This window comes from Methylobacterium sp. JK268 (assembly GCF_054052225.1).
Genome location: NZ_JBSVZN010000035.1, coordinates 12,858 through 34,195 on the forward strand (window position 1 = coordinate 12,858; position 21,338 = coordinate 34,195).

21 protein-coding genes and 2 pseudogenes are annotated in these 21,338 nt (G+C 71.3%); 11 read left to right on the forward strand and 12 right to left on the reverse strand.

The features are described from left to right. The first annotated feature begins 563 nt into the window (after positions 1–563). The 7 genes and pseudogenes from ACW9J6_RS27945 to ACW9J6_RS27975 all read left to right on the forward strand — a co-directional run bounded on the left by ACW9J6_RS27945 (position 564) and on the right by ACW9J6_RS27975 (position 6,922). Entirely contained in the window at positions 564–1,217 is a 654-nt protein-coding gene (locus ACW9J6_RS27945) for a 2Fe-2S iron-sulfur cluster-binding protein (RefSeq protein WP_457119615.1), read from the forward strand. An 8-nt stretch (positions 1,218–1,225) separates the two neighbouring features. Next, on the forward strand, positions 1,226–2,191 hold the full coding sequence (locus tag ACW9J6_RS27950; protein WP_457119616.1) for an FAD binding domain-containing protein: 966 nt from the start codon (positions 1,226–1,228) through the stop codon (positions 2,189–2,191). Positions 2,192–2,207: 16 nt separating this feature from the next. After that, positions 2,208–4,430: a molybdopterin cofactor-binding domain-containing protein gene (locus ACW9J6_RS27955; RefSeq protein WP_457119617.1), complete on the forward strand. Its 2,223-nt coding sequence runs from the start codon at positions 2,208–2,210 to the stop codon at positions 4,428–4,430. Between the two features lie 25 nt (positions 4,431–4,455). Next, positions 4,456–5,670 (forward strand): oxalate decarboxylase family bicupin, encoded by a 1,215-nt coding sequence (locus ACW9J6_RS27960; RefSeq protein ID WP_457119618.1) that lies wholly within the window; start codon positions 4,456–4,458, stop codon positions 5,668–5,670. Positions 5,671–5,691: 21 nt separating this feature from the next. Next, a pseudogene (locus ACW9J6_RS27965) lies at positions 5,692–5,985 on the forward strand (transposase); the annotation flags it as partial. A 227-nt stretch (positions 5,986–6,212) separates the two neighbouring features. Beyond that, positions 6,213–6,536 carry a nucleotidyltransferase family protein gene (locus ACW9J6_RS27970; protein WP_457119619.1) on the forward strand — a complete coding sequence of 108 codons (324 nt, stop codon included), beginning with the start codon at positions 6,213–6,215 and terminating at the stop codon, positions 6,534–6,536. Further along, a complete protein-coding gene (locus ACW9J6_RS27975) occupies positions 6,533–6,922 on the forward strand; it encodes a HEPN domain-containing protein (protein WP_457119620.1) in 390 nt (129 codons plus the stop codon). The genes ACW9J6_RS27970 and ACW9J6_RS27975 overlap by 4 nt, the downstream gene beginning before the upstream one ends. A 349-nt stretch (positions 6,923–7,271) precedes the next feature. On the opposite strand, the gene ACW9J6_RS27980 is transcribed toward ACW9J6_RS27975, so the two are convergent. The 5 genes and pseudogenes from ACW9J6_RS27980 to ACW9J6_RS28000 form a co-directional block, all read right to left on the reverse strand. Continuing rightward, the gene (locus tag ACW9J6_RS27980) at positions 7,272–7,631 is read right to left on the reverse strand and encodes a hypothetical protein (RefSeq protein ID WP_457119621.1); all 360 of its coding nucleotides are present in this window, start codon (positions 7,629–7,631) and stop codon (positions 7,272–7,274) included. A gap of 151 nt (positions 7,632–7,782) precedes the next feature. Next, positions 7,783–8,253 (reverse strand): annotated as a pseudogene (locus tag ACW9J6_RS27985) (IS66 family transposase); the annotation flags it as partial. A gap of 162 nt (positions 8,254–8,415) precedes the next feature. Next, positions 8,416–8,646 (reverse strand): hypothetical protein, encoded by a 231-nt coding sequence (locus ACW9J6_RS27990; RefSeq protein WP_457119622.1) that lies wholly within the window; start codon positions 8,644–8,646, stop codon positions 8,416–8,418. Further along, complete coding sequence (locus ACW9J6_RS27995; protein WP_457119623.1) at positions 8,643–9,422, reverse strand: Crp/Fnr family transcriptional regulator; 780 nt, start codon at positions 9,420–9,422, stop codon at positions 8,643–8,645. The genes ACW9J6_RS27990 and ACW9J6_RS27995 overlap by 4 nt, the downstream gene beginning before the upstream one ends. A gap of 66 nt (positions 9,423–9,488) precedes the next feature. Continuing rightward, complete coding sequence (locus tag ACW9J6_RS28000) at positions 9,489–10,199, reverse strand: Crp/Fnr family transcriptional regulator (RefSeq protein WP_457119624.1); 711 nt, start codon at positions 10,197–10,199, stop codon at positions 9,489–9,491. Between the two features lie 316 nt (positions 10,200–10,515). On the opposite strand from ACW9J6_RS28000, the gene ACW9J6_RS28005 reads away from it, so the two are divergent. Together ACW9J6_RS28005 and ACW9J6_RS28010 are read left to right on the forward strand one after the other, a co-directional pair. Continuing rightward, positions 10,516–11,343 (forward strand): Crp/Fnr family transcriptional regulator, encoded by an 828-nt coding sequence (locus ACW9J6_RS28005; RefSeq protein ID WP_457119625.1) that lies wholly within the window; start codon positions 10,516–10,518, stop codon positions 11,341–11,343. A gap of 98 nt (positions 11,344–11,441) precedes the next feature. Next, positions 11,442–11,783, forward strand: a complete 342-nt coding sequence (locus ACW9J6_RS28010; RefSeq protein ID WP_457119626.1) for a hypothetical protein — start codon at positions 11,442–11,444, stop codon at positions 11,781–11,783. Here ACW9J6_RS28010 and ACW9J6_RS28015 read toward each other — a convergent pair. Then, on the reverse strand, positions 11,765–12,463 hold the full coding sequence (locus tag ACW9J6_RS28015; protein WP_457119627.1) for an RraA family protein: 699 nt from the start codon (positions 12,461–12,463) through the stop codon (positions 11,765–11,767). The genes ACW9J6_RS28010 and ACW9J6_RS28015 overlap by 19 nt on opposite strands. Before the next feature lie 160 nt (positions 12,464–12,623). Between ACW9J6_RS28015 and ACW9J6_RS28020 the strand changes: the two genes are divergently transcribed. Continuing rightward, positions 12,624–13,883: an allantoate amidohydrolase gene (locus tag ACW9J6_RS28020; protein ID WP_457119628.1), complete on the forward strand. Its 1,260-nt coding sequence runs from the start codon at positions 12,624–12,626 to the stop codon at positions 13,881–13,883. A 170-nt stretch (positions 13,884–14,053) separates the two neighbouring features. On the opposite strand, the gene ACW9J6_RS28025 is transcribed toward ACW9J6_RS28020, so the two are convergent. The 5 genes from ACW9J6_RS28025 to oxlT all read right to left on the reverse strand — a co-directional run bounded on the left by ACW9J6_RS28025 (position 14,054) and on the right by oxlT (position 19,256). Next, positions 14,054–16,138 (reverse strand): methyl-accepting chemotaxis protein, encoded by a 2,085-nt coding sequence (locus ACW9J6_RS28025; protein WP_457119629.1) that lies wholly within the window; start codon positions 16,136–16,138, stop codon positions 14,054–14,056. Positions 16,139–16,300: 162 nt separating this feature from the next. Then, positions 16,301–16,993 carry a GntR family transcriptional regulator gene (locus ACW9J6_RS28030; protein WP_457119630.1) on the reverse strand — a complete coding sequence of 231 codons (693 nt, stop codon included), beginning with the start codon at positions 16,991–16,993 and terminating at the stop codon, positions 16,301–16,303. Positions 16,994–17,254: 261 nt separating this feature from the next. Then, positions 17,255–17,413, reverse strand: coding sequence for a hypothetical protein (locus tag ACW9J6_RS28035; protein WP_457119631.1), 159 nt, complete (start codon positions 17,411–17,413; stop codon positions 17,255–17,257). Between the two features lie 179 nt (positions 17,414–17,592). Continuing rightward, on the reverse strand, positions 17,593–17,877 hold the full coding sequence (locus ACW9J6_RS28040) for a hypothetical protein (protein WP_457119632.1): 285 nt from the start codon (positions 17,875–17,877) through the stop codon (positions 17,593–17,595). Positions 17,878–17,981: 104 nt separating this feature from the next. Next, entirely contained in the window at positions 17,982–19,256 is a 1,275-nt protein-coding gene (gene oxlT / locus ACW9J6_RS28045; protein WP_457119633.1) for an oxalate/formate MFS antiporter, read from the reverse strand. Between the two features lie 484 nt (positions 19,257–19,740). Between oxlT and ACW9J6_RS28050 the strand changes: the two genes are divergently transcribed. Further along, positions 19,741–20,295, forward strand: a complete 555-nt coding sequence (locus ACW9J6_RS28050; protein WP_457119634.1) for a L,D-transpeptidase — start codon at positions 19,741–19,743, stop codon at positions 20,293–20,295. 810 nt (positions 20,296–21,105) lie between these two features. Here the strand turns inward: ACW9J6_RS28050 and ACW9J6_RS28055 are convergent. Then, the gene (locus tag ACW9J6_RS28055) at positions 21,106–21,309 is read right to left on the reverse strand and encodes a hypothetical protein (RefSeq protein ID WP_457119635.1); all 204 of its coding nucleotides are present in this window, start codon (positions 21,307–21,309) and stop codon (positions 21,106–21,108) included. Positions 21,310–21,338: the final 29 nt, after the last annotated feature.

Consider the following 21,338-nt stretch of genomic DNA (forward strand, 5'->3'; position numbering starts at 1 on the left):
CGGGCGGATCGTCGCGGATCCGCGAGGCGGACAGGACATCGCACGGCGCGGCCGCAACCTGAAGGGGTGGGGCGGTTCGCGCCTCCCCGTGTGCGGGGGCGCGGATTCACGAATCCTTGCGGCCGGCCGATCAGCGGAACGCTTCTGGAACGCCCAACACCCCTCATGCTGAGGTGCGACCACAGGGAGCCTCGAAGCACCCCTGACCGTTCATCCAAGACAACGACGACCTGGACAGACTGTTCTGGGGTGCTTCGAGGCTCCCTATGGTCGCACCTCAGCATGAGGATGGGGTCGCCTGCCATCAGCGTGGTCTGATGCGGTCGCTCACCATGATCTGTCCGGATGAAGCCCGCCGGTCCTCAGACACATCGAGCTTGACGGCGCCCCACACACCCACACGGCCCTTCCTTCCTGGGGGACGTGGACGGCTCAACCCAAACGCCCGCACCAGGACCTCTCGCCGCAGCCGGATCTTCCCCTCGCAACGGCGCGTTGTGCCGGCTGATCTCCCGGCGTTGCTCCCCTCGCGACGCCGCCCCCCGAGTCCCGGAACCGCATCCATGGACGACGCCACCGTCTCGCGTCCGACCCGGCGCACCGTGCTGGAGAGCGGCGTCGCCGCGGCCGCCCTGCTCGGCCTGTCGGGGCCGAGCCCGGCGCGGGCCGACGCCGCGCCGCAGCCCGGCGATCCGCCGCTGCAAGAGCTGCCGGTGACCCTGCGGATCAACGGGGAGGCGCGGGCGCTCACCCTCGACACCCGCACCACGCTGCTCGACGCCCTGCGCGAGCATCTCGCGCTCACCGGCACCAAGAAGGGCTGCGACCACGGCCAGTGCGGCGCCTGCACGATCCTGGTCGACGGGCGGCGGATCAACGCCTGCCTGACGCTGGCGGTGATGCACGAGGGCGACGACATCCGCACCATCGAGGGCCTCGCCTCCGGCGACACGCTGCACCCGCTCCAGGCTGCCTTCCTGCACCGTGACGGCTTCCAGTGCGGCTACTGCACGCCGGGCCAGATCTGCTCGGCCGCCGGCATGCTCGCCGAGGTCAAGGCCGGCTGGCCGAGCCACGCCAGCCCCGACCTCGCCGCCGCCCCGACCCTCACCGACGCGGAGATCCGCGAGCGCATGAGCGGCAACATCTGCCGCTGCAGCGCCTACCCGAACATCGTCGCGGCGATCCGCGACGCCGCCGGCTCCACGGCTCTCTGAGGCATCCCATGAAGGCCTTCACCTACGAGCGCCCCGACAGCGCCGCCGCCGCCACCCGGGCCGCGGCCCGGCCGGAGGCCCGCTTCATCGCCGGCGGCACCAACCTCCTCGACCTGATGAAGCTGCAGGTCGAGACGCCCGCCCACCTCGTCGACGTCAACCGGTTGCCCCTCGGCGAGATCGCCCCCACGCCGGAGGGCGGATTGCGGGTCGGCGCGCTGGTGCGGAACGCGGACCTCGCCGCCGACCCGCGCGTGCGCCGCGACTACGGGGTCCTGTCCCGGGCGCTGCTCGCGGGCGCCTCCGGCCAACTGCGCAACAAGGCGACCACCGCCGGCAACCTGCTCCAGCGCACCCGCTGCCCCTACTTCACCGACACGTCCCGCCCCTGCAACAAGCGCCAGCCGGGCTCGGGCTGCTCCGCCCTCGACGGGTTCAACCGCAACCTCGCGGTGCTCGGCACCAGCGAGGCTTGCATCGCCACCCACCCGTCCGACATGGCGGTGGCCATGCGGGCGCTGGACGCCACCGTCGAGACCGTGACCGGCGAGGGCAGCGAGCGCCGGATCCCCATCGCCGCGTTCCATCGCCTGCCCGGCGACACGCCGCAGATCGAGACGGTGCTGCAGCCCGGCGAACTCATCACCGCCGTCACCCTGCCGCCGCCGGTGCCCGGCCGGCACATCTACCGAAAGGTCCGCGACCGGGCCTCCTACGCCTTCGCCCTCGTCTCGGTCGCCGCGGTGATCGACGTCCGCGGCGGCAAGGTCGGCGCGGCCCGCCTCGCCTTCGGGGGCCTTGCCCACAAGCCCTGGCGGGTCGAGGCGGCGGAGGCGGCGCTGGTGCGGGACGGCGCCGGGGCGGCCGGGGAGGCGGCCCTCGCGGGCGCCGCCCCGCGGGGCGCCAACGCCTTCAAGATCCCCCTCGCCCAGCGCACGCTCGCGGCCGTCGTCGCCGAGGCGACCCGGGCCTGACCGCAGGAGATCCGTCATGGAGATGAACCAGCCGGTCGGCGCGACCCCGCTCGATCGCGAGGGCGGCCTCGTCGGCCGGCCGATCGACCGTGTCGAGGGCCCGCTCAAGGTCACGGGCCACGCTCCCTACGCCTACGAGAGCCGGGAGCTGGGGAACCCGGCCTACGGCTTCGTGGTGACGGCGAGCATCGCCCGCGGACGCATCCGGGCGATCGACGCGGGCGCCGCCGAGGCGATGCCGGGCGTGGTCCACGTGCTCACCCATCGCAACGCGCCGCCCCAGGGCGAGAAGAAGGAGCAGGTGGCGCCCCTCCTCACCGGCCCCGAGATCCGCCATGTCGGCCAGCCCGTCGCCCTGGTGGTGGCGGAGACCTTCGAGCAGGCCCGGGCGGCGGCGGCCGCGATCCGCATCGCCTATGACGGCGAGGCGCCCCGCGCCGTCCTCCGGGACGCGATCCCGGACGCGCAGGTGCCGCCCCAGGCCGCGAGCCCGCCGGATTCGAGTCGCGGCGACTTCGACGCCGGCTTCGCCGCGGCCCCGGTGAAGCTCGACGTCACCTACACGACGCCGGTGCAGTCGCACGCCATGATGGAGCCGCACGCCACGATCGCGGCCTGGGCGGGCGACCGGGTCACGCTAATCACCGCCAACCAGATGCCGAACCGCGGCCAGGGCTCCCTCGCCTCCGTGCTGCGCCTGCCGAAGGAGAATGTCCGGCTGATCAGCCGCTACATCGGCGGCGGTTTCGGGGCGAAGCTGCAGCCGCAGGCGGATGCCATCCTGGCGGCGCTCGCCTCGCGGAACCTCGGCGGGCGCCCGGTGAAGGTCGCGCTCACCCGCCAGCAATGCTTTGACGCCACCACCCGCCGCTCCGACACCGTGCAGCGGATCCGCCTCGGGGCGGAGCCGGACGGGAAGCTCCTCGCCATCGCGCACGAATCCTGGTCGGACACCACGACGGGCGATTCCTTCTACGAGACCGCCGCCAACGCCACCCGCGCCCTCTACGAGGCGCCGCACCGGCGCACCGCCCACCGGCTCGCCCATCTCGACCTGCCGGTCTCCTCCTCCATGCGGGCGCCCGGCGAGGCGGTGGGGCTGCTCGCCCTCGAATGCGCCATGGACGAACTCGCCGCGGCGCTGAACCTCGACCCGGTCGAGCTGCGCATCCGCAACGAGCCCGCGCAGGATCCCGAGAAGCAGGTGCCGTTCTCCACCCGCGCCCTGGTGCCCTGCCTGCGGGAGGGCGCGCGGCTGTTCGGCTGGGAGAAGCGCCAGGCGCGGCCCGGCTCCGTGCGGGACGGGCAGTGGCTCGTCGGGATGGGGATGTCGGCGGCCGCGCGGCTCAACCCGCTCCAGCCCGCCAAGGCGCGGGTGCGGCTCGACCCGGACGGCACGCTCACGGCCCGGATGGCGATGACCGATATCGGCACCGGCACCTACACGATCCTGAGCCAGATCGCCGCCGAGATGCTGGGCCTGCCGGTGGCGCAGGTGCGCATGGTGCTGGGCGACACCGCCGACCCGCCCTCCTCGGGCTCGGGCGGCTCCTTCGGGGCGGCGAGTTCGGGCTCGGCCCTCTACGTCGCCTGCGAGGAATTGCGCCGGCAGATCCTGGCGAAGACCGACCTCGAACCGGCGAATGCCGTCTTCGCGGAGGGCCGCGTCGCCTCCGGCAACCGCTCGCAGGACCTTCGGGCGCTGATCGGCGCCGGCCTGGAGGCGGAGGGCGAGATCAAGCCCGGGCAGAACAGCAAGGCGTTCTCGCAATATTCCTACGGCGCCCATTTCGCGGAGGTCGGGGTCGATGTCGACACCGGCGAGATCCGCCTGCGGCGGATGCTCGGCGTCTTCACGGGCGGCCGCATCCTCAACGCCAAGCTCGCCCGCTCGCAGGCGATCGGCGGCATGACCTTCGGGGTGGGCGCCGCCCTGATGGAGGCGGTCGAGGTCGATCCGCGCTTCGGCCACTTCGTGAACCACGACCTCGCCGAGTACCACGTGCCGGTCCACGCGGACCTGCCCGCGATCGACGCGGTGTTCCTGCCCGAGCGCGACGAGCGGGCGAACCCGCTCAAGAGCAAGGGCCTGGGCGAGCTCGGCATCTGCGGGGCCGGGGCCGCGGTGGCGAACGCCGTCACCAACGCCACCGGGGTCCGGGTGCGCGATTATCCGTTGACCCTCGACAAGCTGCTCCCCGGCCTCGCCGAGCGGGAGGCAGGACAGCGCCGCGCCTGAGGCGCGTTTCCGAAAGGCAGACCGAATGACCGACCTCTCGCGGCGGGGATGGCTGGCGGGCGCCGCCGGCGGCGCGCTCATCGGCGCGCAGGCGCGGGCCGCCGGCGCCGCGGAGCCGCTGCGCGGCCGGGACGGGGCCGACATCCTGGGACCCCGCAACCCGTCCCGGCAGGGCGAGGAGCCTTTCACCACCGCCCCGCCCCGGACCGATCACGGCACCCTGCCGAACCTGAAATGGTCCTTCACCGACAGCCACATGCGGCTGGAGGAGGGCGGCTGGGCGCGCCAGACCACCGTGCGGGAGCTGCCGGTCTCCACCGCGATGGCGGGCGTCAACATGCGCCTCAAGGCCGGGGCGGTGCGGGAGATGCACTGGCACAAGGAGGCCGAGTGGGCCTACATGCTCAAGGGGCGCGCCCGCATCACCGCCGTCGACCAGGCCGGCCGCACCTTCGCGGACGACGTCGGCGAGGGCGACCTCTGGTACTTCCCCTCCGGCATCCCGCACTCCATCCAGGGCCTCGCGGGCGGTGAGGACGGCTGCGAGTTCCTGCTCGTGTTCGACGACGGGCACTTCTCGGAGGATTCGACTTTCCTGATCACCGATTGGCTGGCCCACACGCCCCGCGACGTGCTGGCGAAGAACCTCGGCGTCGCCGAGGAGGCGCTGCAGTCGATCCCGGAGAAGGAACGCTACATCTTCCCCGCCCCGCAGCCGGGCCCCCTCGCGCAGGACCGGATGGGCGGGGCCGGGCCGGTGCCGCAGACCTTCAGCCACCGGATGCTGGCGCAGTCCCCGATCCAGACGAAGGGCGGCACCGTGCGGATCACGGATTCGGCGGTCTTCCCGGCCTCGAAGACCATCGCGGCGGCGCTGGTCGAGCTCGCGCCGGGGGGCCTGCGCGAGCTGCACTGGCACCCGAACGGCGACGAGTGGCAGTACTACCTGGAGGGCCAGGGCCGCATGACGGTGTTCGGCTCGGAATCGAAGGCGCGCACCTTCGACTACCAGGGCGGCGACGTCGGCTACGTGCCCTTCGCGATGGGCCACTACATCGAGAACACCGGCACCGCGCCGCTGCGTTTCCTGGAACTGTTCCGCAGCCCGGTCTACGCGGATGTCTCGCTCAACCAGTGGATGGCGCTCACGCCCCACGCCCTGGTGCGCGCGCATCTCGGGCTCGACGAGGCCGTGCTGGCGGCGCTGCCGGAGGGCAAGGTGCCGGTGCTGCCGGGCTAAGCTGGTTGGCACACCACGTCGGCCTTGCAGGTGGCGGAGGCCATCACGATCCTGACCTTGCCACCGTACTCGCCGGAACTGAACCCGGCAGAGACCATCTGGCAGTCCTTGCGTCAGAACGAGCTCGCCAATCGGCTGTATGCCTCCGACGAGGCGATGGTCGAGGCGTGCTGCGACGCCTGGAACAGCTTCGCCCAGGCGCCGGACCTGATCCGCTCCATCGCCGGGCGCGATTGGGCAAAAGTGTCAGGAATTTTGGCGGTTCGTATTATGTCTCGAAAAACATCGTTCCGGTATCCGACCTGCCCTGACTGATCGCGTCCGTCCACGCTGCGCTGAGCGGCCTTGGCCAGCCGGTGCCGACACCCGAAAGCGGCTGTTCACGCGCCGGCCCCTCGCGGTTGTCCGAAGAAGGCACGTGCCACTGCGGAATGACACCGCGCCGGGTTGAACGCCACCGCCGCGCGCCGCACACGCCTTGGGGCGCAAGGTGGTATCGTTTCGCAACCATCGGCGGCCCGGTTGTGCTATCATGATGGCCGATGACGTCGCCAATTACCCACGATCCGATCCTTTCCCGCTTTCGCGCAGCACTCGCCGAAATCTACGGCGCGCGCCTCGATCGCGTGGTGCTCTACGGCTCGCGCGCGCGGGGCGACGCGCGGCCCGACTCGGATTACGACGTGGCCGTCTTCCTCAAAGACGATGCCGGTCTCTGGCAGGAGAGCGGAGTCCTCGCCGAAATCGAAACCACGATCCTCAACGACACGGGGGCCATCATCAACGCCCTGCCGTTTCCGGCTGTGGCCTATACGGCGCGAACACCGCTGATGCATGAGCTACGCCGGGACGGACTCGACCTGTGAAGCGCCCCGAAACCGCCGCCTACCTCGCCAAGGCCCGTCAGTCGCTCAATGAGGCCGCGATCGTCGCCGCGAATGGTTTAGTCGAGGCGGCCGGCCGTGCTGCCTATCATGCCGCCTATCATGCCGCCCAGGCTTACATCTTTGAGATTTCCGGCCGTGCGGCGAAAACGCATAATGGTGTCCGCAGCGAATTCGCACGCCTCGCCAGAGAAGAACCGCGCATCGAGCGGTCACTTTCGACTTTCCTGGCTCGCGCCTACTCCCTCAAGGAAGCGGCCGATTATGCCATTGGCCACGATCCTCACCTCACCCTTGCTGAAGTCGAGCAGGCTATAGAAACCGCCCGAAATTTTGTTGACAGCATCAGCGATCTGCTTGGAGCATAGCAACAACTATCGAACTTTAGGTAGATTTCTACTTGGATTGCACATGCATCACACGACGCTATGATGTCGGTTTATATGTAATACATCCAGCTTTATGATATTTTGCGTGGATCTCTAAGTTTTTGAATCGTTCTCTTTCGGCTTACGATCAATCATCTTATGTTTCTCGTCAAGTGTGGTTGCGCCTTTTCTGAATTCATTAAGTAAATGGAAAAGTCCCAAAACAAATAAGACAAAGGCCGCTGCCGCAAATAAACCTTAAACTTGACAATCATTTATACTCATTGGCAGTGCAACGATATGAGCAGTCATGGCGAGAAAAATCAGCCATAAAGCTACTCTTAAATCTTTATAGCGCTTTAAAAGAATAATCATTCTGAGTATAAATACTGTTAAGGCGCATCTCAAGAAGGTCAGCGGGCCCTGTTTTTGAATCAGTTGTCGTATTATTGATATTTTCAATCTTCCTGTCCACGTACTCTCGGCTGAACAGGCGGAACCGAGTTGCTATGTCAGACTGCTGAATGTTCACCATCGCCAGAACAGTCGTGCAAGCGGCGATGAACGGTGTACCGGCAACCCCAATGACAGAGCAACTAAGATCGCAGAACGACTTGACAGGAGGCACCATCGCGGCGTGTCCGGCGATATCCGTAAATTGATCAAGCGAGTGTTTCGCCATCGAGTCAAGGCCCGTTGAACTGCGCATCGAGCAGTGATTTCCGATTTTTCCGGCCCGCACCGACTCCCTCAAGGAAGCGGCCGATTACGCCATCCGCCATGATCCTCGCTCCACCCTTGTCGAGGTCGATCCGGCTATAGAAACTGCCCGATGCCTTGTTAATGGGTAAGCGATGTTCTCAGGCTGCGGCCGTCGCTGCGTGGGTGGTGGGATAGGCCCAGGGGAGCAGGTCGTCGCGGCGGCTGTTGGGATGCCCCTCGACGATGCGGGTGATCACGTCGGCGAGGGAGGCGCGCGGTTCGATGCCGGCGAGCTTGCACGTCTCGACCAGCGAGGCGGTCACCGCCCAGTGCTCCGCGCCGCCGTCCGACCCGGCAAACAGAGCGTTCTTTCTCGTGAGAGCCAGGGGTCGGATGACGCGCTCGACCACGTTCGAGTCGATCTCGACCCGCCCGTCGGCGAGGAACAGGCTCAGCCCCACCCAGCGGTTCAGGGCATAGCGGATCGCCCCGGCCAGCTTGCTCTTCTGGCTGATGAGCCCAAGCTTCTCGCGCAGCCAGGGCTCCAGAGCCTCGAGAACCGGTCGGCTGCGGGCCTGACGCGCGGCGCGGCGCTCCTCCGCCGGGCGGCCGCGGATCTCGGCCTCGATCCAGCTCTGAGGTGACGCGCGGGTTGGAATATTCGGCGTTGACGGTATCCTCGTCGGCAGGTTGCCCGGGGATCGCTTCGCCAAACACGGTGGTGGAGGTGTGACGAGCGGCCGGTTCGAGCCTTGGAGCGCAGCTCCGAGCGCCTCGACCGCCCGCCGATCCTACTGGCAGTTGGCCACGGAGTTCGCGAAGGTATGGTCGAAGGCGGCGTGAATGACGCCATCGCAGGCTGCGGCGCCCGCGCGCAGGCTACCGAGGTCTTCATGGTCGCCCCGATGGGCCTCGGCGCCGGCGGCGAGCAGTTGCCGGGCTCCTGCATCCGAACGGGTCAGGCCGAGGACGTGATGCCCGGCGCCGATCGGTTCGGGCACGAGCTTGGCGTGGCGGCTCACGCCTCGGCCTCGATGAGGCGGGCATGCTCGGCCTCGGGGACGCCGTAGCCCTCGCCGGCCACCCCCATCAGCGCCGGCCGGTCGAGGAGCGTGATGCGCCCGCGCCGCGCCCGGATCGTCCCGCGCCCCTCCAGGGCCTGGAGGGCGAGCGTCACGCTGGTGCGCTGCACCCCGAGCATCAGGGACAGGAACTCGTGGGTGAGGAGGAGATCCTCGCTCTCGGTGCGGTCCTGGCACATCAGCAGCCAGCGGGCGAGGCGCGCCTCGATCTGCTGCGTGGCGTTGACGAAGGCGGTCTGCGCCATCTGGACCATCTGCACCTGCACGGTGCGCAGGAGCAGGCGGCGCAGGTCCGGGGAGGCCTCGACGGCGTCGAGGAGCGCGGCGCGGGCGATGCCCAGCATCAGGCCGGGGCTCTGCACCCGGTGCTCGTAGGGAGCCCGGTCGCCGCCGAGCAGCACCGGCGCGGCGCCCACCAGCCCCTCGTGCCCGACGAGGGCGATCTCGCCGCGGCCGCGCGGGCCGACGGTGGTCATGGAGCTGTAGCCGGTCTCCGGGAAGTACAGGGTCTCGATCGGGAGATCGGCGGCGATCAGGAGCTGGCGCAGGGCGGTCTCGACCGGCCGCAGATGCGGCCGCAGCCGCGCGAAATCGGCGGGCGCGAGCCGGCGCAGCAGGCGGTTGCGCACCGCCTCCCGGCGCGGCCCGTCCGGGTCGCCCCCTCCGGCGGCCGGAACCGCGGCGCCTTCGCCCGGGACGTGCGACCCGCTGACCATCGCGATCCTCCTTCTTCGCCAGCCCGGACGACGGCGTCGCGCGGGGAAAGCCCCGATGCTCCGGCATCAGGCCTCCCCGAACAAACGCCGGTACTCGGCCTCCGGTACCCCGTAGGTCCCGGCGGCGGCCGCCTCCAGGGCGTCGCGCGCCAGGATGGCGATCCGCCCGCGCCGCGCGCGGATCAGGCGCTCGCCCTCCAGGGCCTGCAGGGCGAGCGTGATGCTGGTGCGCTGCACCCCGAGCATCAGCGCCAGGAACTCGTGGGTGATCGGGAACTCGTCGCCCTCGCTGCGGTCGTGGCACATCAGCAGCCAGCGGGCGAGGCGCGCCTCGATCTGGTAGCCCGCGTTGACGAGGGCGGTCTGCGCCGCCTGGACCAGCTGCACCTCGATGTAGGACAAGAGGAGGCGCTGCAGGCGCGGGCGCCGCGACGCGGCCTCGCTCAGCACGGCGGCGTCCACGGCCAGGAACGCGCCCGGCCCCTGCACGAAGTGAAGGCAGGGCGTGGATTCGGCGCCCAGCAGCACCGGGGCGGCGCCCACCACGCCCTCCGGGCCGATCAGCCCGACCTCGGCCTGGACCCGCCCCGCCGTGACGACGGACACGAAGCCGGTCAGCGGGAAGTAGACCTGCCGCACCGGCTCGTTCGGGGCGATCAGCACCTGCCGCAGCGTCGTCGCGACCGGTCGGAGATGGGGCTGCAGGGCGGCGGCATCGTCCGGGGTGAGGTGCCTGAGCAGGGTGTTGCGCGGGACGGGGAACTGCAGCGGGACCACGACACGTTCCAACGCGGGCGGGAGCGCACATCGCCTCCCGACTGCCCCGCGCCCATAACTGGGGTCCAGTCGAGGGTTTATCGCCATCACGGCCCACAAAGGCAATTTGCCGTTTCGGCTCTGTCTGATACCCGACACTTCGCTGAATGTCGGGTATCACACTGAGCCTGCATTGGAGCGTCCAGGTAATTGACGACGCTTCACAGCCCCCGCCATTTATTCACGGGCGGAAATTCGGTTCGACTTGGGAAATGGCTGCGGACAGTACTGGAAAGGCGGGTCCGGTGCCGAGGGCAGGAGCGGTGCGTCGGGTGCGATGAAACGGTTCGACAGGTCCGGGCCCCGACACGGGGAACCGCATGACGACGAGGCGCCGGGGAACGGCGCCGCCGACGCCCCCTCACTCCTCGGCGAGCCCGATTGCGGCGGGCCCAACGCCTTCCTGCGCCGGATGGCGCTGAGCGTCGCGCTCTCGCCGGCGGAGAGGATCGTGCTCGGCCGCCTGGGCACGGCCGCCCGGGCGATCCGGCCGCGCACCGACCTCGTGCGGGAGGGGGAGGATCCCGGCGGCGCCACCGTGATCCTCGCGGGCGCGGCCTGCCGCTACAAGCTGCGCCCGACCGGGACGCGCCACATCGTCGGCTACCTGCTGCCGGGCGACATCTGCGAGGCGGACGCGGTGCTGAACCGCCGGGCCGACGCCTCCTTGGCGACCCTGTCGCCTTGCACGATCGTCTCCCTGCCGCGCGCCGCCCTGGCGGAGATGCTGTCCCTTCACGCGGGCATCGCCCGCGGCCTGCGCGCCGCCAAGCTCGTCGAGGAGGCGACCCTGCGGACCTGGCTCGCCAATCTGGGCAGCCGGTCGGCCCTGGAGCGCACCGCGCACCTGTTCTGCGAGATCGGCACCCGCCTGCGCATGATCGGCCTCGCGCAGGAGGCGCAGGTCGACCTGCCGATGACGCAGCTCGACCTCTCCCTGACCCTCGGGATGTCGACCGTGCACATGAACCGGACCCTGCACGAACTGCGCCGCCGGGGGATCGCCGACCTGCGTGGCCGGACGCTGCATCTCCTCGACCGGGCCAGGTTGGAGGCGGTGGCGGAGTTCGACCCGGGCTACCTGTCCCCGGTGCTCGCGCCCTGAGACCGATTCCCGCGGACGGGGGATCCGGCCGCGCGGGGCGTTGCGCCGCCGGGCGGTTCGGGCTCTCCTGGGTGCCCGCCGCCAGCCCGGGAGGACCCATGATCCGCCGCCTCGCCCTCGCGCCCTGGCTGATCCTCGCCCTCGGCCTCGGGCCGGCCCCCGGCCAGCCCGAGGCGGCGCGCACCTTTCTGCGGGCGGGCACGGGCGAGACCCTGCGCCTCGGCCCCGGCCCCGCGGTGGCGAGCGGGGCGCTGGGCGCGATGACGGCCCAGGCCTGCACGTCGCCGCAGGCCACCCTGTGCGTGTCGGGCGCCGGCGCGATCTGCAGCTTCCGGACGGTCCTGGCCGAGGGCGGGGCCGGCCTGACCCTCGACCTGATCGCCGGCAACCCGCCGGAGGCCTGCGCCCGCCTCGCGGGACGCTACACGCCCGCGCCCTGATCCGACTTCGGCGCGGGGACCGGCGCGGGGAGGCCGAAGGTCTCGCGCATCGAGCGGCCGGCGGCGAAGCTCGCCTCCCAGCCGGCCTCGCGGGCGAGCTTGGCCTCCGCGTCGCCGATCCGGGCGCGGGCCTGGTCGGGCGTGAGGACGACGAGCCCGTCATCGTCGCCGATGACGAGGTCGCCCGGCGCGACGAGGGCGCCGCCGACCACCACGGCGGCGTTGACCGCGCCCCGTTCGGCCGAGGACGGCCCGCGCGGGGTGACGCAGCGGGTGAAGACCGGCAGGTCATCGAAGCCCGCGAGCACGCCCACGTCTCGCACCGCGCCGTCGCAGACGAGCCCGACCCCGCCGCGCCGCCGCAGGTGGCCGCCGACGATCTCGCCGATCATCGCCGTCTCGGCGTGGCCGCCGGCGGCGATCACCAGCACGTCGCCGGGGGCGATCGCGTCCACGGCGTGCAGCACGGCGCCGAAATCCGGCGGCTCGCACAGGGCCGTGACCGCCCGCCCGAACAGGCGCGGCTGCTGCCCGGCCGGGCGCAGCGGGCGGATCGCCGGGTCGACCTGGCCGATGGCGCGGGCGAGGTCGACCGCGACCGCCACCGGCACGGCGCGCCAGCGCGCGACCAGGTCGTCCGGGAGGCTGTCGGCGGGGGCGGCATGGAGGGTCACGGGCATGGTGGCGTCTCTTCCCGGGATGGGCGGCGCGGTCCGCCGCTCCCGTGAGGAGTGCCACGCGACCGCCCGGATGTCTCGCCCCGCCCGAGGCGGTTTCCCGCACGGCGCGTCCGGGCTAACCCTGGCACCGGCGAACCGCCCGCCCCGGGAGCGAGACCGCATGACCGATGCCCACCGCCTCGGCGCCCGCGTGATGGCGCTGATCGACGACCTCGCCCAGCACACCGACGAAGCCGGCCGGCTGACGCGGCTCTACCTGTCTGTCGCCCACCGGGCCGCTGCCGAAACCGTGGCCGGCTGGTTCGCGCAGGCCGGCTTCGCGACCCGGATCGACGCCGCCGGCAGCGTGATCGGGCGCCGCGAGGGGCGGGAGCCCGGCCTGCCCGCCCTGATCCTCGGCTCGCACATCGACAGCGTGGTGGATGCCGGGCGCTACGACGGCCCCCTCGGGGTGCTCGGCGCCCTCGTGGCCGCCGAGGCGGTCCTGGCCCGCGGCGCGGACCTGCCTTTCGCCCTCGAACTCGTGGCCTTCGGCGACGAGGAGAACGTCCGCTTCCCCACCAGCCTCTCGACCGCGAAGGCGCTGGCGGGCCGCTACGACCCGGCCTGGCTCGACGCCCGGGACGCCGCCGGCACGCCGCTGCGGGCCGCGCTCGCCGCGTTCGGGGGCGACCCGGGCGGCATCCCCGCCCTCGCCCGCGCCCCGGGGAGCGTCGCGGGCTACCTGGAGATCCACATCGAGCAGGGCCCGGCGCTGGAGGCCGCGGGCGAGCCCCTCGGCGTGGTCACGGCCATCGCCGGGGTCACCCGGGCGCAATGCAGTGTCACCGGGGAGGCGAACCACGCCGGCACGGTGCCGATGGGGATGCGCCGGGACGCGCTGGCGGCCGCCGCCGCGATGGTGCTCGCCGTCGAGCGCTGCGCCGCCGCGGAGGCCGGCGCGGTGGCCACGGTCGGTCGCCTGCGGGTGGTGCCGGACGCGATCAACGTCATCCCGGGCCGGGTGGACTTCTCCCTCGACCTGCGGGCGCCCGACGACGGCGTGCGCGGCCGCCTCGCCGCCGCGATCGACGACGCCTGCCGGGAGATCGCGGCGGAGCGGGGCGTCGGTCTCGCGGTCGAGCGGTTCATGGACACGCCGGCGGTGGCTCTCGACCCGGCGCTCGGGGCGGTGCTGGAGGCGAGCGCCCGCCGTCTGGGCTACGCGCCGCCGCGCCTTGCCTCCGGCGCCATCCACGACGCCGCGGCGATGGCGGCGATCGCGCCGGCCGCGATGCTGTTCGTCCGCTGCCGGAGCGGGATCAGTCACAATCCCGCCGAGTCGATCACCGTCGCGGATGCCGATGCGGCGACGCGGGTGCTCGTGGACGCGGTGCTCAGCCTCGCGGCGGCGCGCGGCGGGGCGGGGCAGGGCGCCTGAGGCGGGGAGCGCAGCACGCCCGCAGCGGTCGCGGCAGCCCGCGATGGAGGCACTTGGCAAAGGGCCGCAGGCCGAGCACCAGGAGCGCGGCGCGGCCGTCCGCGATCTCCGCCTCGTAGGAGCCGTCGACCGGGGCTCGCCGCGGGATCACGTGGCGGCGCCCGCGATCCTCAGGCGGCCCGCACGCCGGAGAGGAACCGTCCAACCTCCTCGCGCAGGTACTCGGACTGTCCCGACAGGTTGGCCGCCGCGTCGAGCACCCGGCCCGCCGCCGCGCCCGCCGCGGCGGCCGCGTTCGCGGCTCCCGCAATATTGTCCTTCACGGCGCCCGTGCCGGCGGCGGCCTGCGCGACGTTGCGGACGATCTCCCGGGTCGCCGCGCCCTGCTCCTCCACCGTCGCCGCGATCGTGGTCGCCACGGCGTTCATCTCCTCGATGCGCGTGGTGATTCCGCGGATCGCCCCGACCGCGCGGCCGGTCGAGGCCCGGATCGCCGCAACCTGGTCGGTGATCTCCTCGGTGGCCTTGCCGGTCTTGGAGGCGAGGGCCTTGACCTCCGCGGCGACGACCGCGAAGCCGCGGCCGGCCTCGCCCGCCCGCGCCGCCTCGATCGTGGCATTGAGCGCGAGCAGGTTCGTCTGACCGGCGATCGAGGAGATCAGCCCCACCACGTCGTCGATGCGGGTGGCCGCAGCGGTGAGGTCCTGCACCAGGGCTCCGGTCTCGCCGGCCGCCGTCACCGCCGCCTGGGCGAGGTTCGCCGAGCCTTCGACCTGCCGGCCGATCTCCTCCACCGAGGCCCCCATCTCCTCGGCCGCCGCCGCCACCGTCGCGACATTCGCGGCGGCGCGCTCGGCCGCCGCCGTCGCATCCGCCGAACGGCCCGTCGCATCCCCGGCCGTGTGGGCCATGGCCTCGGCGGTGGACCGCAGGTCGGTGGCGGCGGATGCGACGGAGCCGAGGATGCCGCCCACCGCCTGCTCGAAGCCGTCCGCCATCGCGCGCATCGCCTGCCGCCGCTGCGCCTCGGCCTCGCCCCGCGTCCTCGCGGCCTCGGCCTCCAGCGCCCGGTTGCGGATCAGACCCTGCCGGAAGACTTCGACGGCCGCTGCCATCTCGCCGAGCTCGGTCCCCTGCGCCGCGCCCGGGATCGCCACCTCCGTCTCCCCGGTCGAGATCCGGGCCATGGCGACGGCCATGCGCCGCATCGGCGTCGAGACCTGGCGCACGCAGACCACGCTCACCATCAGGCAGAGGACGAGCCCCGCGAGGCCGCCGAGAAGGTTCCAGACCAGCTCCGACCGGGACGCGCCGATGCGCCCGTCGACATGCTCGTCCAAGTGGGTGAGGAACGCGTCGCGGAACGCCACCAGGGCACCCATCGCGGGCACGTATTGTCCGACGAAGTCCTGGACCGTGAGACCGGGTGCCCGCCCGTCTGTGCTGTCCTGGACGATCCGCGCCAGGAGATTGCGCCCCTGATCGAAGTAGCGGTCGCTCACCTCGCCGATCAGGCTGTCGATCCGCGGGTCGCCCCCGAGCTTGCCGCGGGCGAGCATGAGCTCGCGCAGCTGCGCCTCGACCTCGCCGCTCAGCCGCTCGTAGCGGCGGATCTCCGCCAGCGTCATCGGCCTGCCGGCGACGAGGGCCGGCGTGAGGACCGACCCGACCCGGCCCGCGTAGTCGCGCAACTCGGTCGCGGTTCGCACGATCGTCAGCCAGGCGCCGAGCCCCGAGACGGCGCTCGTGGCCATGTCGTCGGTCGCGTCGAGCGCTCCGTCCAGGGCCGGGATCGCGCGGATCATCGCGTCGACCACCGCCGCGACCTCCTCCGCGCGGCGCGCGGCGCGCGGCCGGTCGAGGAGAGCATCGGCGCTCCGGCGCGCCTCGGCCAGGCTTCCCGCGGCGGCGTCGAGGGACCGAGTGGCGCGATCCCGCCAGCGCCGCGGCAGGTCCGCTGCATCGCGTGTCGCACGGGCGAGCGCCGCATCCGTCCGCGCGCGCTGGTCGGCCAGGATCGTCCGGGTCGCTTCGGGGAGCGGGACCTCGGCGCCGAGCGCCCCGTTGGTGGGGCCGCGCTCCGCGGATATCTGTGTCGAGGCGGCGAGGATCGCCCGCGTCACCGCCGCGCCCTGCCGCGCGGCGAGGTGGCTCCGGGAGATCTCCCACTCGTTCAGCAGCACGCGACCCGTCAGGATCCCGCAGATGACGCTGACGGACGCCATACCGAGCACGATCATGGTCGAGAGTCGCAAGGAAGATCTCCGTCAGGTCCTCGCGATATCGTAAGGGCAGCGCGCTAAGGATGACCTAACGATCACACGGGCGCGCGGGGGAGGCCGTCACGGCGGGGCTCCCGGCTTCGTTCGCCGATCCGCGATCGCGAGCGCCGCGCGTGGACGCGTCCCGATCGTGAGTCACTCCAGGAAGTCGCCGTAGCGCTCGACATGCTCGGCGAGGCCCAGCGCGTGGTCGCGCACGAGGCGCTCGGCCAGGGCCGCGTCCCGCGCCTCCAGGGCCGCGATGATGCGGCGGTGCTCCTCGATCGAGGTCTTGGCCCGGTCGCCCTGCGTCAGGGCGATGTTGCGGATGCCCCGCACGTGGATGAGCAGGTTGCTGGCGAGGCTCTCGATCACCTCGCAGCGGCCGAGCGCGATGATCGTCTGGTGGAAGCGGATGTTGGCGTCGGAATACTCGGTGAGGTGCTCCGACCGGGCGTCCTGGAAGAATTCCGGGAAGGCGGTGCGCAGGGCCCGCAGATCCTCGTCCGAGGCGCGCGCGCAGGCGAGACGGGCTGCCATGCTCTCAAGCCCCGCCCAGGCGTGGATCATCCCGAGGATCTCCCGCTTCGTCTTGCGGACGATGAAGACCCCGCGGCGCGGCTCCGAGCGGACGAAGCCCTCCTGCTCCAGCACCGTGAGCGCCTCGCGCACCGGCGTGCGGCTGACCCCGAGATCCTGCGAGAGCTTGCGCTCGTCGAGCCGGATCTCCTCGCCGCTGCTGTAGATGTCCATGTTCGTGATGGCCGATTTCAGAGCCTCGTACGCCAGGGTGCGCAGGCTCGAATTCGTCACGATCGGTTTAACGGCGAAACTCTTGTCGCTTGCCATCGCCTGCACCTGACGCTTGCCGCGGCCGGCGCCACTCCGGCCCTCCGGCCATCCCGGAAGGCGGGACGGCAGACGATCTCATAAAGCAGACGACCGTGGCATGCCAGCGAGACGATATGGCAGACCGGTCCACCGGACCGAGGGTCACCGGCTCGGCGGAGGGCCGGTTCACCCGGCCGAACCTCCGCGCATCTTCGGAGCGGCGCGCGAGACCCTGCCGGCCGGCGCCTCCGCGCGGAGACAAGCTCCGCGCTGCTTCCCTCAGGCGAGGCTGGCGTAGCGGCCGTGCGCCGGGGCGGCGGCGCGGGGGGCGGCATCGCGGCCGTCGGCGGCGGGCGTCAGCCGGTCGGCGAGCCTCACCACGAGGATCGCCTGGATGCCGATCAGGGCGGCGAGCAGGAACAGGGCGGAGAGGATCATCGGGCGGGTCCTGGTACGGCGTCCGGCCGCGGGGCCGAACGATGGTGCAACGCACATATGCCGTGGTGCGCCGCAGCTTGGTATACCAGACACCACAACCAGGGTATTCCGCCCCTGCATGGCTCCTCCGGCGGGACGCGCGTCCCGGGCGGGTGGGCCGCCGGAGGAGGGGAGGGGGATCAGGCGGCGCTCGCCTCGTCGCAGGGGCTGATGCGCAGGTCGTAGCCCTGCACGAACAGGCCGGTGGCGCGGGCGTGCCACGCCTGGCTGAAATAGGCCCGGCAGGCGGCGGCGCTCTCCCAGATGCAGATGCACAGGAGGTTGCCGTCGCGCACCCGCAGGTGCCGGGTGAGCAGGCCCGGCGTGATGCCGAGGGACGGCAGGAGGCTGCGGCTCGCGGCCGAGGCCTCGTCCTCGCCCTCGGCGGCCACCGGGCAGTTGAGGACGGAGAGATGCTTGTCCATGGCGACTTCCTCCCGTTGCGGCCCGCCCGTTCGGGGTCGTGGCCCGGATCCGGGCCGCCGGCCCGCAGCGCGCGCCGGTCGGCCCGTCGTGGTCCGCGGGCGGCTCAGGCGGCCGGGGCCGGCGTCAGCACGGCGGCGGTCTTGGTGTAGGCGGCCCGCATCGGCTTGAGCACGAGGAGCGCCATCAGGGCCGCCACGATATTGAGGGCGGCCGCCGCCAGGAACACCGCGTGCCAGCTCCCGGTCCAGGTGGTGAGCACACTCGTGTAGGGCACGATGAGCGCGGCGGTGCCCTTCGCGGTGTAGAGGAGCCCCGCATTCGTCGCCGCGTACTTCGTGCCGAAGGTGTCGCCGCAGGTGGCCGGGAACAGCGAGTAGATCTCGCCCCAGGCGAAGAACACGAGGCCGGTCAGCACCACGAAGGCGACCGGGTCGCTGCCGAACACGCTGAGCGCGTAGATCCCCAGCCCCTCGATGGCGAAGGACAGGAACATGGTGTTCTCCCGACCGATATGGTCGGAGACCCAGCCGAAGAACGGCCGCGTCACGCCGTTGAGCACCCGGTCCAGGGTGGCCGCGAAGGTGAGCGCCGGCAGGGTGACGCCGAGCAGGCTCACCGGCACGTCGGCGATCCTGAAGTCCTTGGCGATCGGGCCGAGCTGGGCCGTGGCCATCAGGCCGCCCGCCGCCATCATGACGAACATCGCGTACATGACCCAGAAGATCGGGGTGCGCACCATCTCGCCCGGCGTGTAGTCGCGCCGGCTCTGGCTGACGCGGGCCACCACCGGCACCGCACCCTTGGCGGGTGCGACCAGGAACAGGGCGAGCAGGCAGACGACGAGGCCCTGGCCGATGCCGAAGACGAAGAAGGCCTGCTCGTAGCCCTGGGTGCGGATCATCCACTGGATCGGCACCACGGTGAGGGCCGAGCCGGCGCCGAACCCCATCGCGGTGATGCCGGCCGCCAGCCCGCGCCGGTCCGGGAACCACTTCAGGGAATTGCCCACGCAGGTGCCGTAGACCGCCCCCGCCCCGGTGCCGCCGATCGCGGCCGCGACGTAGAGCACCGTCAGCGAGGTCGCGGAGGAGTTGATCACCCAGGCGATGGCGCAGAGCGCGCCGCCGATCAGCGTGACGATCCGCGGACCGTACTTGTCCACGAACCAGCCCTCGATCGGCACCAGCCAGGTCTCGGTGACCACGAACAGCGTGAAGGCGACCTGGATCGCCGCCCGCTCCCAGCCGTGCCGCTCCTGCATCGGGTTGACGAAGAAGGTCCAGCCGTACTGCATGTTGGCGATCATGCACATGCCGATCACCCCGAAGGTGAGCTGCAGCCAGCGGCCCCCCGGGGCCGTGCCTCCTGTCGTGGACATGGGCGTCTCTCTCCTGGTCGTTCCAGCGTCGAAGGTCGTCTCACGCACCGCGGCGGCTCTCGCGTCCGCGCGTCGGCACCAACCTGTCCGGGGAACGCCGGTCCCCGGGCGTTCGCCGCGTCTCCGCCCGTAGGTCGACGGTATACCAACAGAGTGTGGTCCGAGCGCGCCGCCGCTGTCAATCGGTCGCATCACCGGATCGTCCGGTTCGACCGGGCCTGGTCAGGATTTCACCCGGGCCGATCAAGTCATGCGAGCCATTCCGTCCAACGAACGGTGTCGATCTTGCCGTACCGCCTTGACCGCCCCCTCCTTCACGGGGCGAAGACTGAGGTTGGACGGAGTCACACCACAGGGCCGGGCCCTCCACAAAGGCGGACAATGGTCCAGATCGGCCCGCCGGCTTGACCCGCGCGGCGCGACGGGGAACCTTGACCTTGCGCGGTCGGCGTCCGGAGGGGCGCGGCCGACGGAGGATTCGACCATGGGACCGAGGGCAATCCTGGCGGCTTCGTGCCTGTGGCTGGCGGCGGGTCCGGCCTTCGCCGACCTGCTGGTGACGGTCGACAAGGCGGCCCAGCGCATGACGGTCACGGTGGACGGGCAGGAGCGCTACGCCTGGCCGGTCTCGACCGGGGCGGCGGGCTACGCCACGCCGACGGGCCAGTTCACCCCGTCCCGGATGGAGCGGGAGCATTATTCCAAGGAGTGGGACGACGCGCCGATGCCCTTCTCGATCTTCTTCACGGAGGCGGGCCACGCGATCCACGGCAGCCGCGCGGTCGGCCGGCTCGGCCACCCGGCCTCGCACGGCTGCATCCGGCTGGCGCCCGGCAATGCCCGGATGCTGTTCGGGCTGGTGCAGGCCCAGGGGCTTGGCCGCACCCGGATCGAGGTGAGCGGGGAGGAGGGGATCGCCGAGGGCGGGCCGGGCGTCCCGGGCGCACCGCTGGATTACCGGCGGCTGACCAGCTTCAATCCCCTCGTCACCGGCATCCTGGCGGGGGAGCCCGGCGTGAAGCCGCGGGCGGCGCCCTGACCCGTCGGGTGCGCCCTCCGGGGGATCGAGGAGCCGTCGGCCGTGCCCGGTGTGGGCCCACCTGTCGCGGCGGAGGCGCGTGACGGGTGAAAGGAACAGGCCCCTACGCGCTGCCGTGTGCACACAGCATTGGAAAATTTGTTTTTATCAAGAGGTTGATCGTTCCTCTCGATCAGATTCCGAGCGGATCCGTCATCGCTCAGCCGCATTCGCTGCGTGATCGCCAGAATGGCATCGCAGGGCTCGATGGACGCCGATCGGACTGAAGACCCGTCGATCTCATCCCGTCAAGCGACAGCGAGGTACAGCATCAGACCCGACTGATGGCAACAAATCCACGTCCTCATGCTGAGGTGCGACCGAAGGGAGCCTCGAAGCACCCCTGGCCATAAATCCAACACAAGACCTGCTTGGACCGTCTGTTCTGGGGTACTTCGAGGCTCCCTTCGGTCGCACCTCAGCATGAGGAGTGTTGTGTCGTCCAGAAGCGTTCAGCTGATGAGCCGGCTCCAAAGATGTGTGCATGCGGTCGCCCGCCTGGGAGCGGGGCCCGCCGCCCCGATCGACAGGAGATCCGATGACGCATCCCCTCGTCGCGCCGCCGCGCTCGCCGCCTTCCCGGGCGGCCTCGCGCTTCCGGCCCGAGCCCTGCCGCTCGCCGCGGGGCCGTCGTCGGCGATGCCCCGGCGGTGACGCCGGTCGCCAGCGGCCGCGGCCCGGGCTTTCATCGGCCCCTCTGGGGAGCCTGCCGCCCGAATGTCGGACCGCGCCCCTCTTGAGGCCCACGCCGCTTCGACGGCCCGCGCGGCTTCATCCGGCCAACCCCTGGGGACCGCGCCGGGTCTTGCCGCTCATCCGGACGGCGCGCCGCTCTCCCGGCGCGAATCCGCCGCGTCCACCCCGCCGGAGCGTGGCAATTCCGGTCATGGCCATAAGATCGAGCGATACCCGCAAGACGTAAATTGAATAATCGACTGTCTTGCCTGTCTGTTTCAGGCGCTCTACTTCAAGCATCGATCGCTTCCTTGCAGATCCGCCCCGCG

Bases quoted from the DNA above. Each gene is read 5' to 3' on its own strand.
- ACW9J6_RS27950 (WP_457119616.1), top strand. From the start codon at position 1,226: ATGAAGGCCTTCACCTACGAGCGCCCCGACAGCGCCGCCGCCGCCACC.
- ACW9J6_RS28030 (WP_457119630.1), bottom strand. From the start codon at position 16,993: ATGGCAAGCGACAAGAGTTTCGCCGTTAAACCGATCGTGACGAATTCG.
- ACW9J6_RS27980 (WP_457119621.1), bottom strand. From the start codon at position 7,631: ATGCGCAGTTCAACGGGCCTTGACTCGATGGCGAAACACTCGCTTGAT.
- ACW9J6_RS28020 (WP_457119628.1), top strand. From the start codon at position 12,624: ATGACCGATGCCCACCGCCTCGGCGCCCGCGTGATGGCGCTGATCGAC.
- ACW9J6_RS28010 (WP_457119626.1), top strand. From the start codon at position 11,442: ATGATCCGCCGCCTCGCCCTCGCGCCCTGGCTGATCCTCGCCCTCGGC.
- ACW9J6_RS27970 (WP_457119619.1), top strand. From the start codon at position 6,213: ATGACGTCGCCAATTACCCACGATCCGATCCTTTCCCGCTTTCGCGCA.
- ACW9J6_RS27960 (WP_457119618.1), top strand. From the start codon at position 4,456: ATGACCGACCTCTCGCGGCGGGGATGGCTGGCGGGCGCCGCCGGCGGC.
- ACW9J6_RS27955 (WP_457119617.1), top strand. From the start codon at position 2,208: ATGGAGATGAACCAGCCGGTCGGCGCGACCCCGCTCGATCGCGAGGGC.
- ACW9J6_RS28015 (WP_457119627.1), bottom strand. From the start codon at position 12,463: ATGCCCGTGACCCTCCATGCCGCCCCCGCCGACAGCCTCCCGGACGAC.
- ACW9J6_RS28005 (WP_457119625.1), top strand. From the start codon at position 10,516: ATGAAACGGTTCGACAGGTCCGGGCCCCGACACGGGGAACCGCATGAC.
- ACW9J6_RS28035 (WP_457119631.1), bottom strand. From the start codon at position 17,413: ATGATCCTCTCCGCCCTGTTCCTGCTCGCCGCCCTGATCGGCATCCAG.
- oxlT (WP_457119633.1), bottom strand. From the start codon at position 19,256: ATGTCCACGACAGGAGGCACGGCCCCGGGGGGCCGCTGGCTGCAGCTC.
- ACW9J6_RS28055 (WP_457119635.1), bottom strand. From the start codon at position 21,309: ATGCTTGAAGTAGAGCGCCTGAAACAGACAGGCAAGACAGTCGATTAT.
- ACW9J6_RS27995 (WP_457119623.1), bottom strand. From the start codon at position 9,422: ATGGTCAGCGGGTCGCACGTCCCGGGCGAAGGCGCCGCGGTTCCGGCC.
- ACW9J6_RS28050 (WP_457119634.1), top strand. From the start codon at position 19,741: ATGGGACCGAGGGCAATCCTGGCGGCTTCGTGCCTGTGGCTGGCGGCG.
- ACW9J6_RS27945 (WP_457119615.1), top strand. From the start codon at position 564: ATGGACGACGCCACCGTCTCGCGTCCGACCCGGCGCACCGTGCTGGAG.
- ACW9J6_RS28040 (WP_457119632.1), bottom strand. From the start codon at position 17,877: ATGGACAAGCATCTCTCCGTCCTCAACTGCCCGGTGGCCGCCGAGGGC.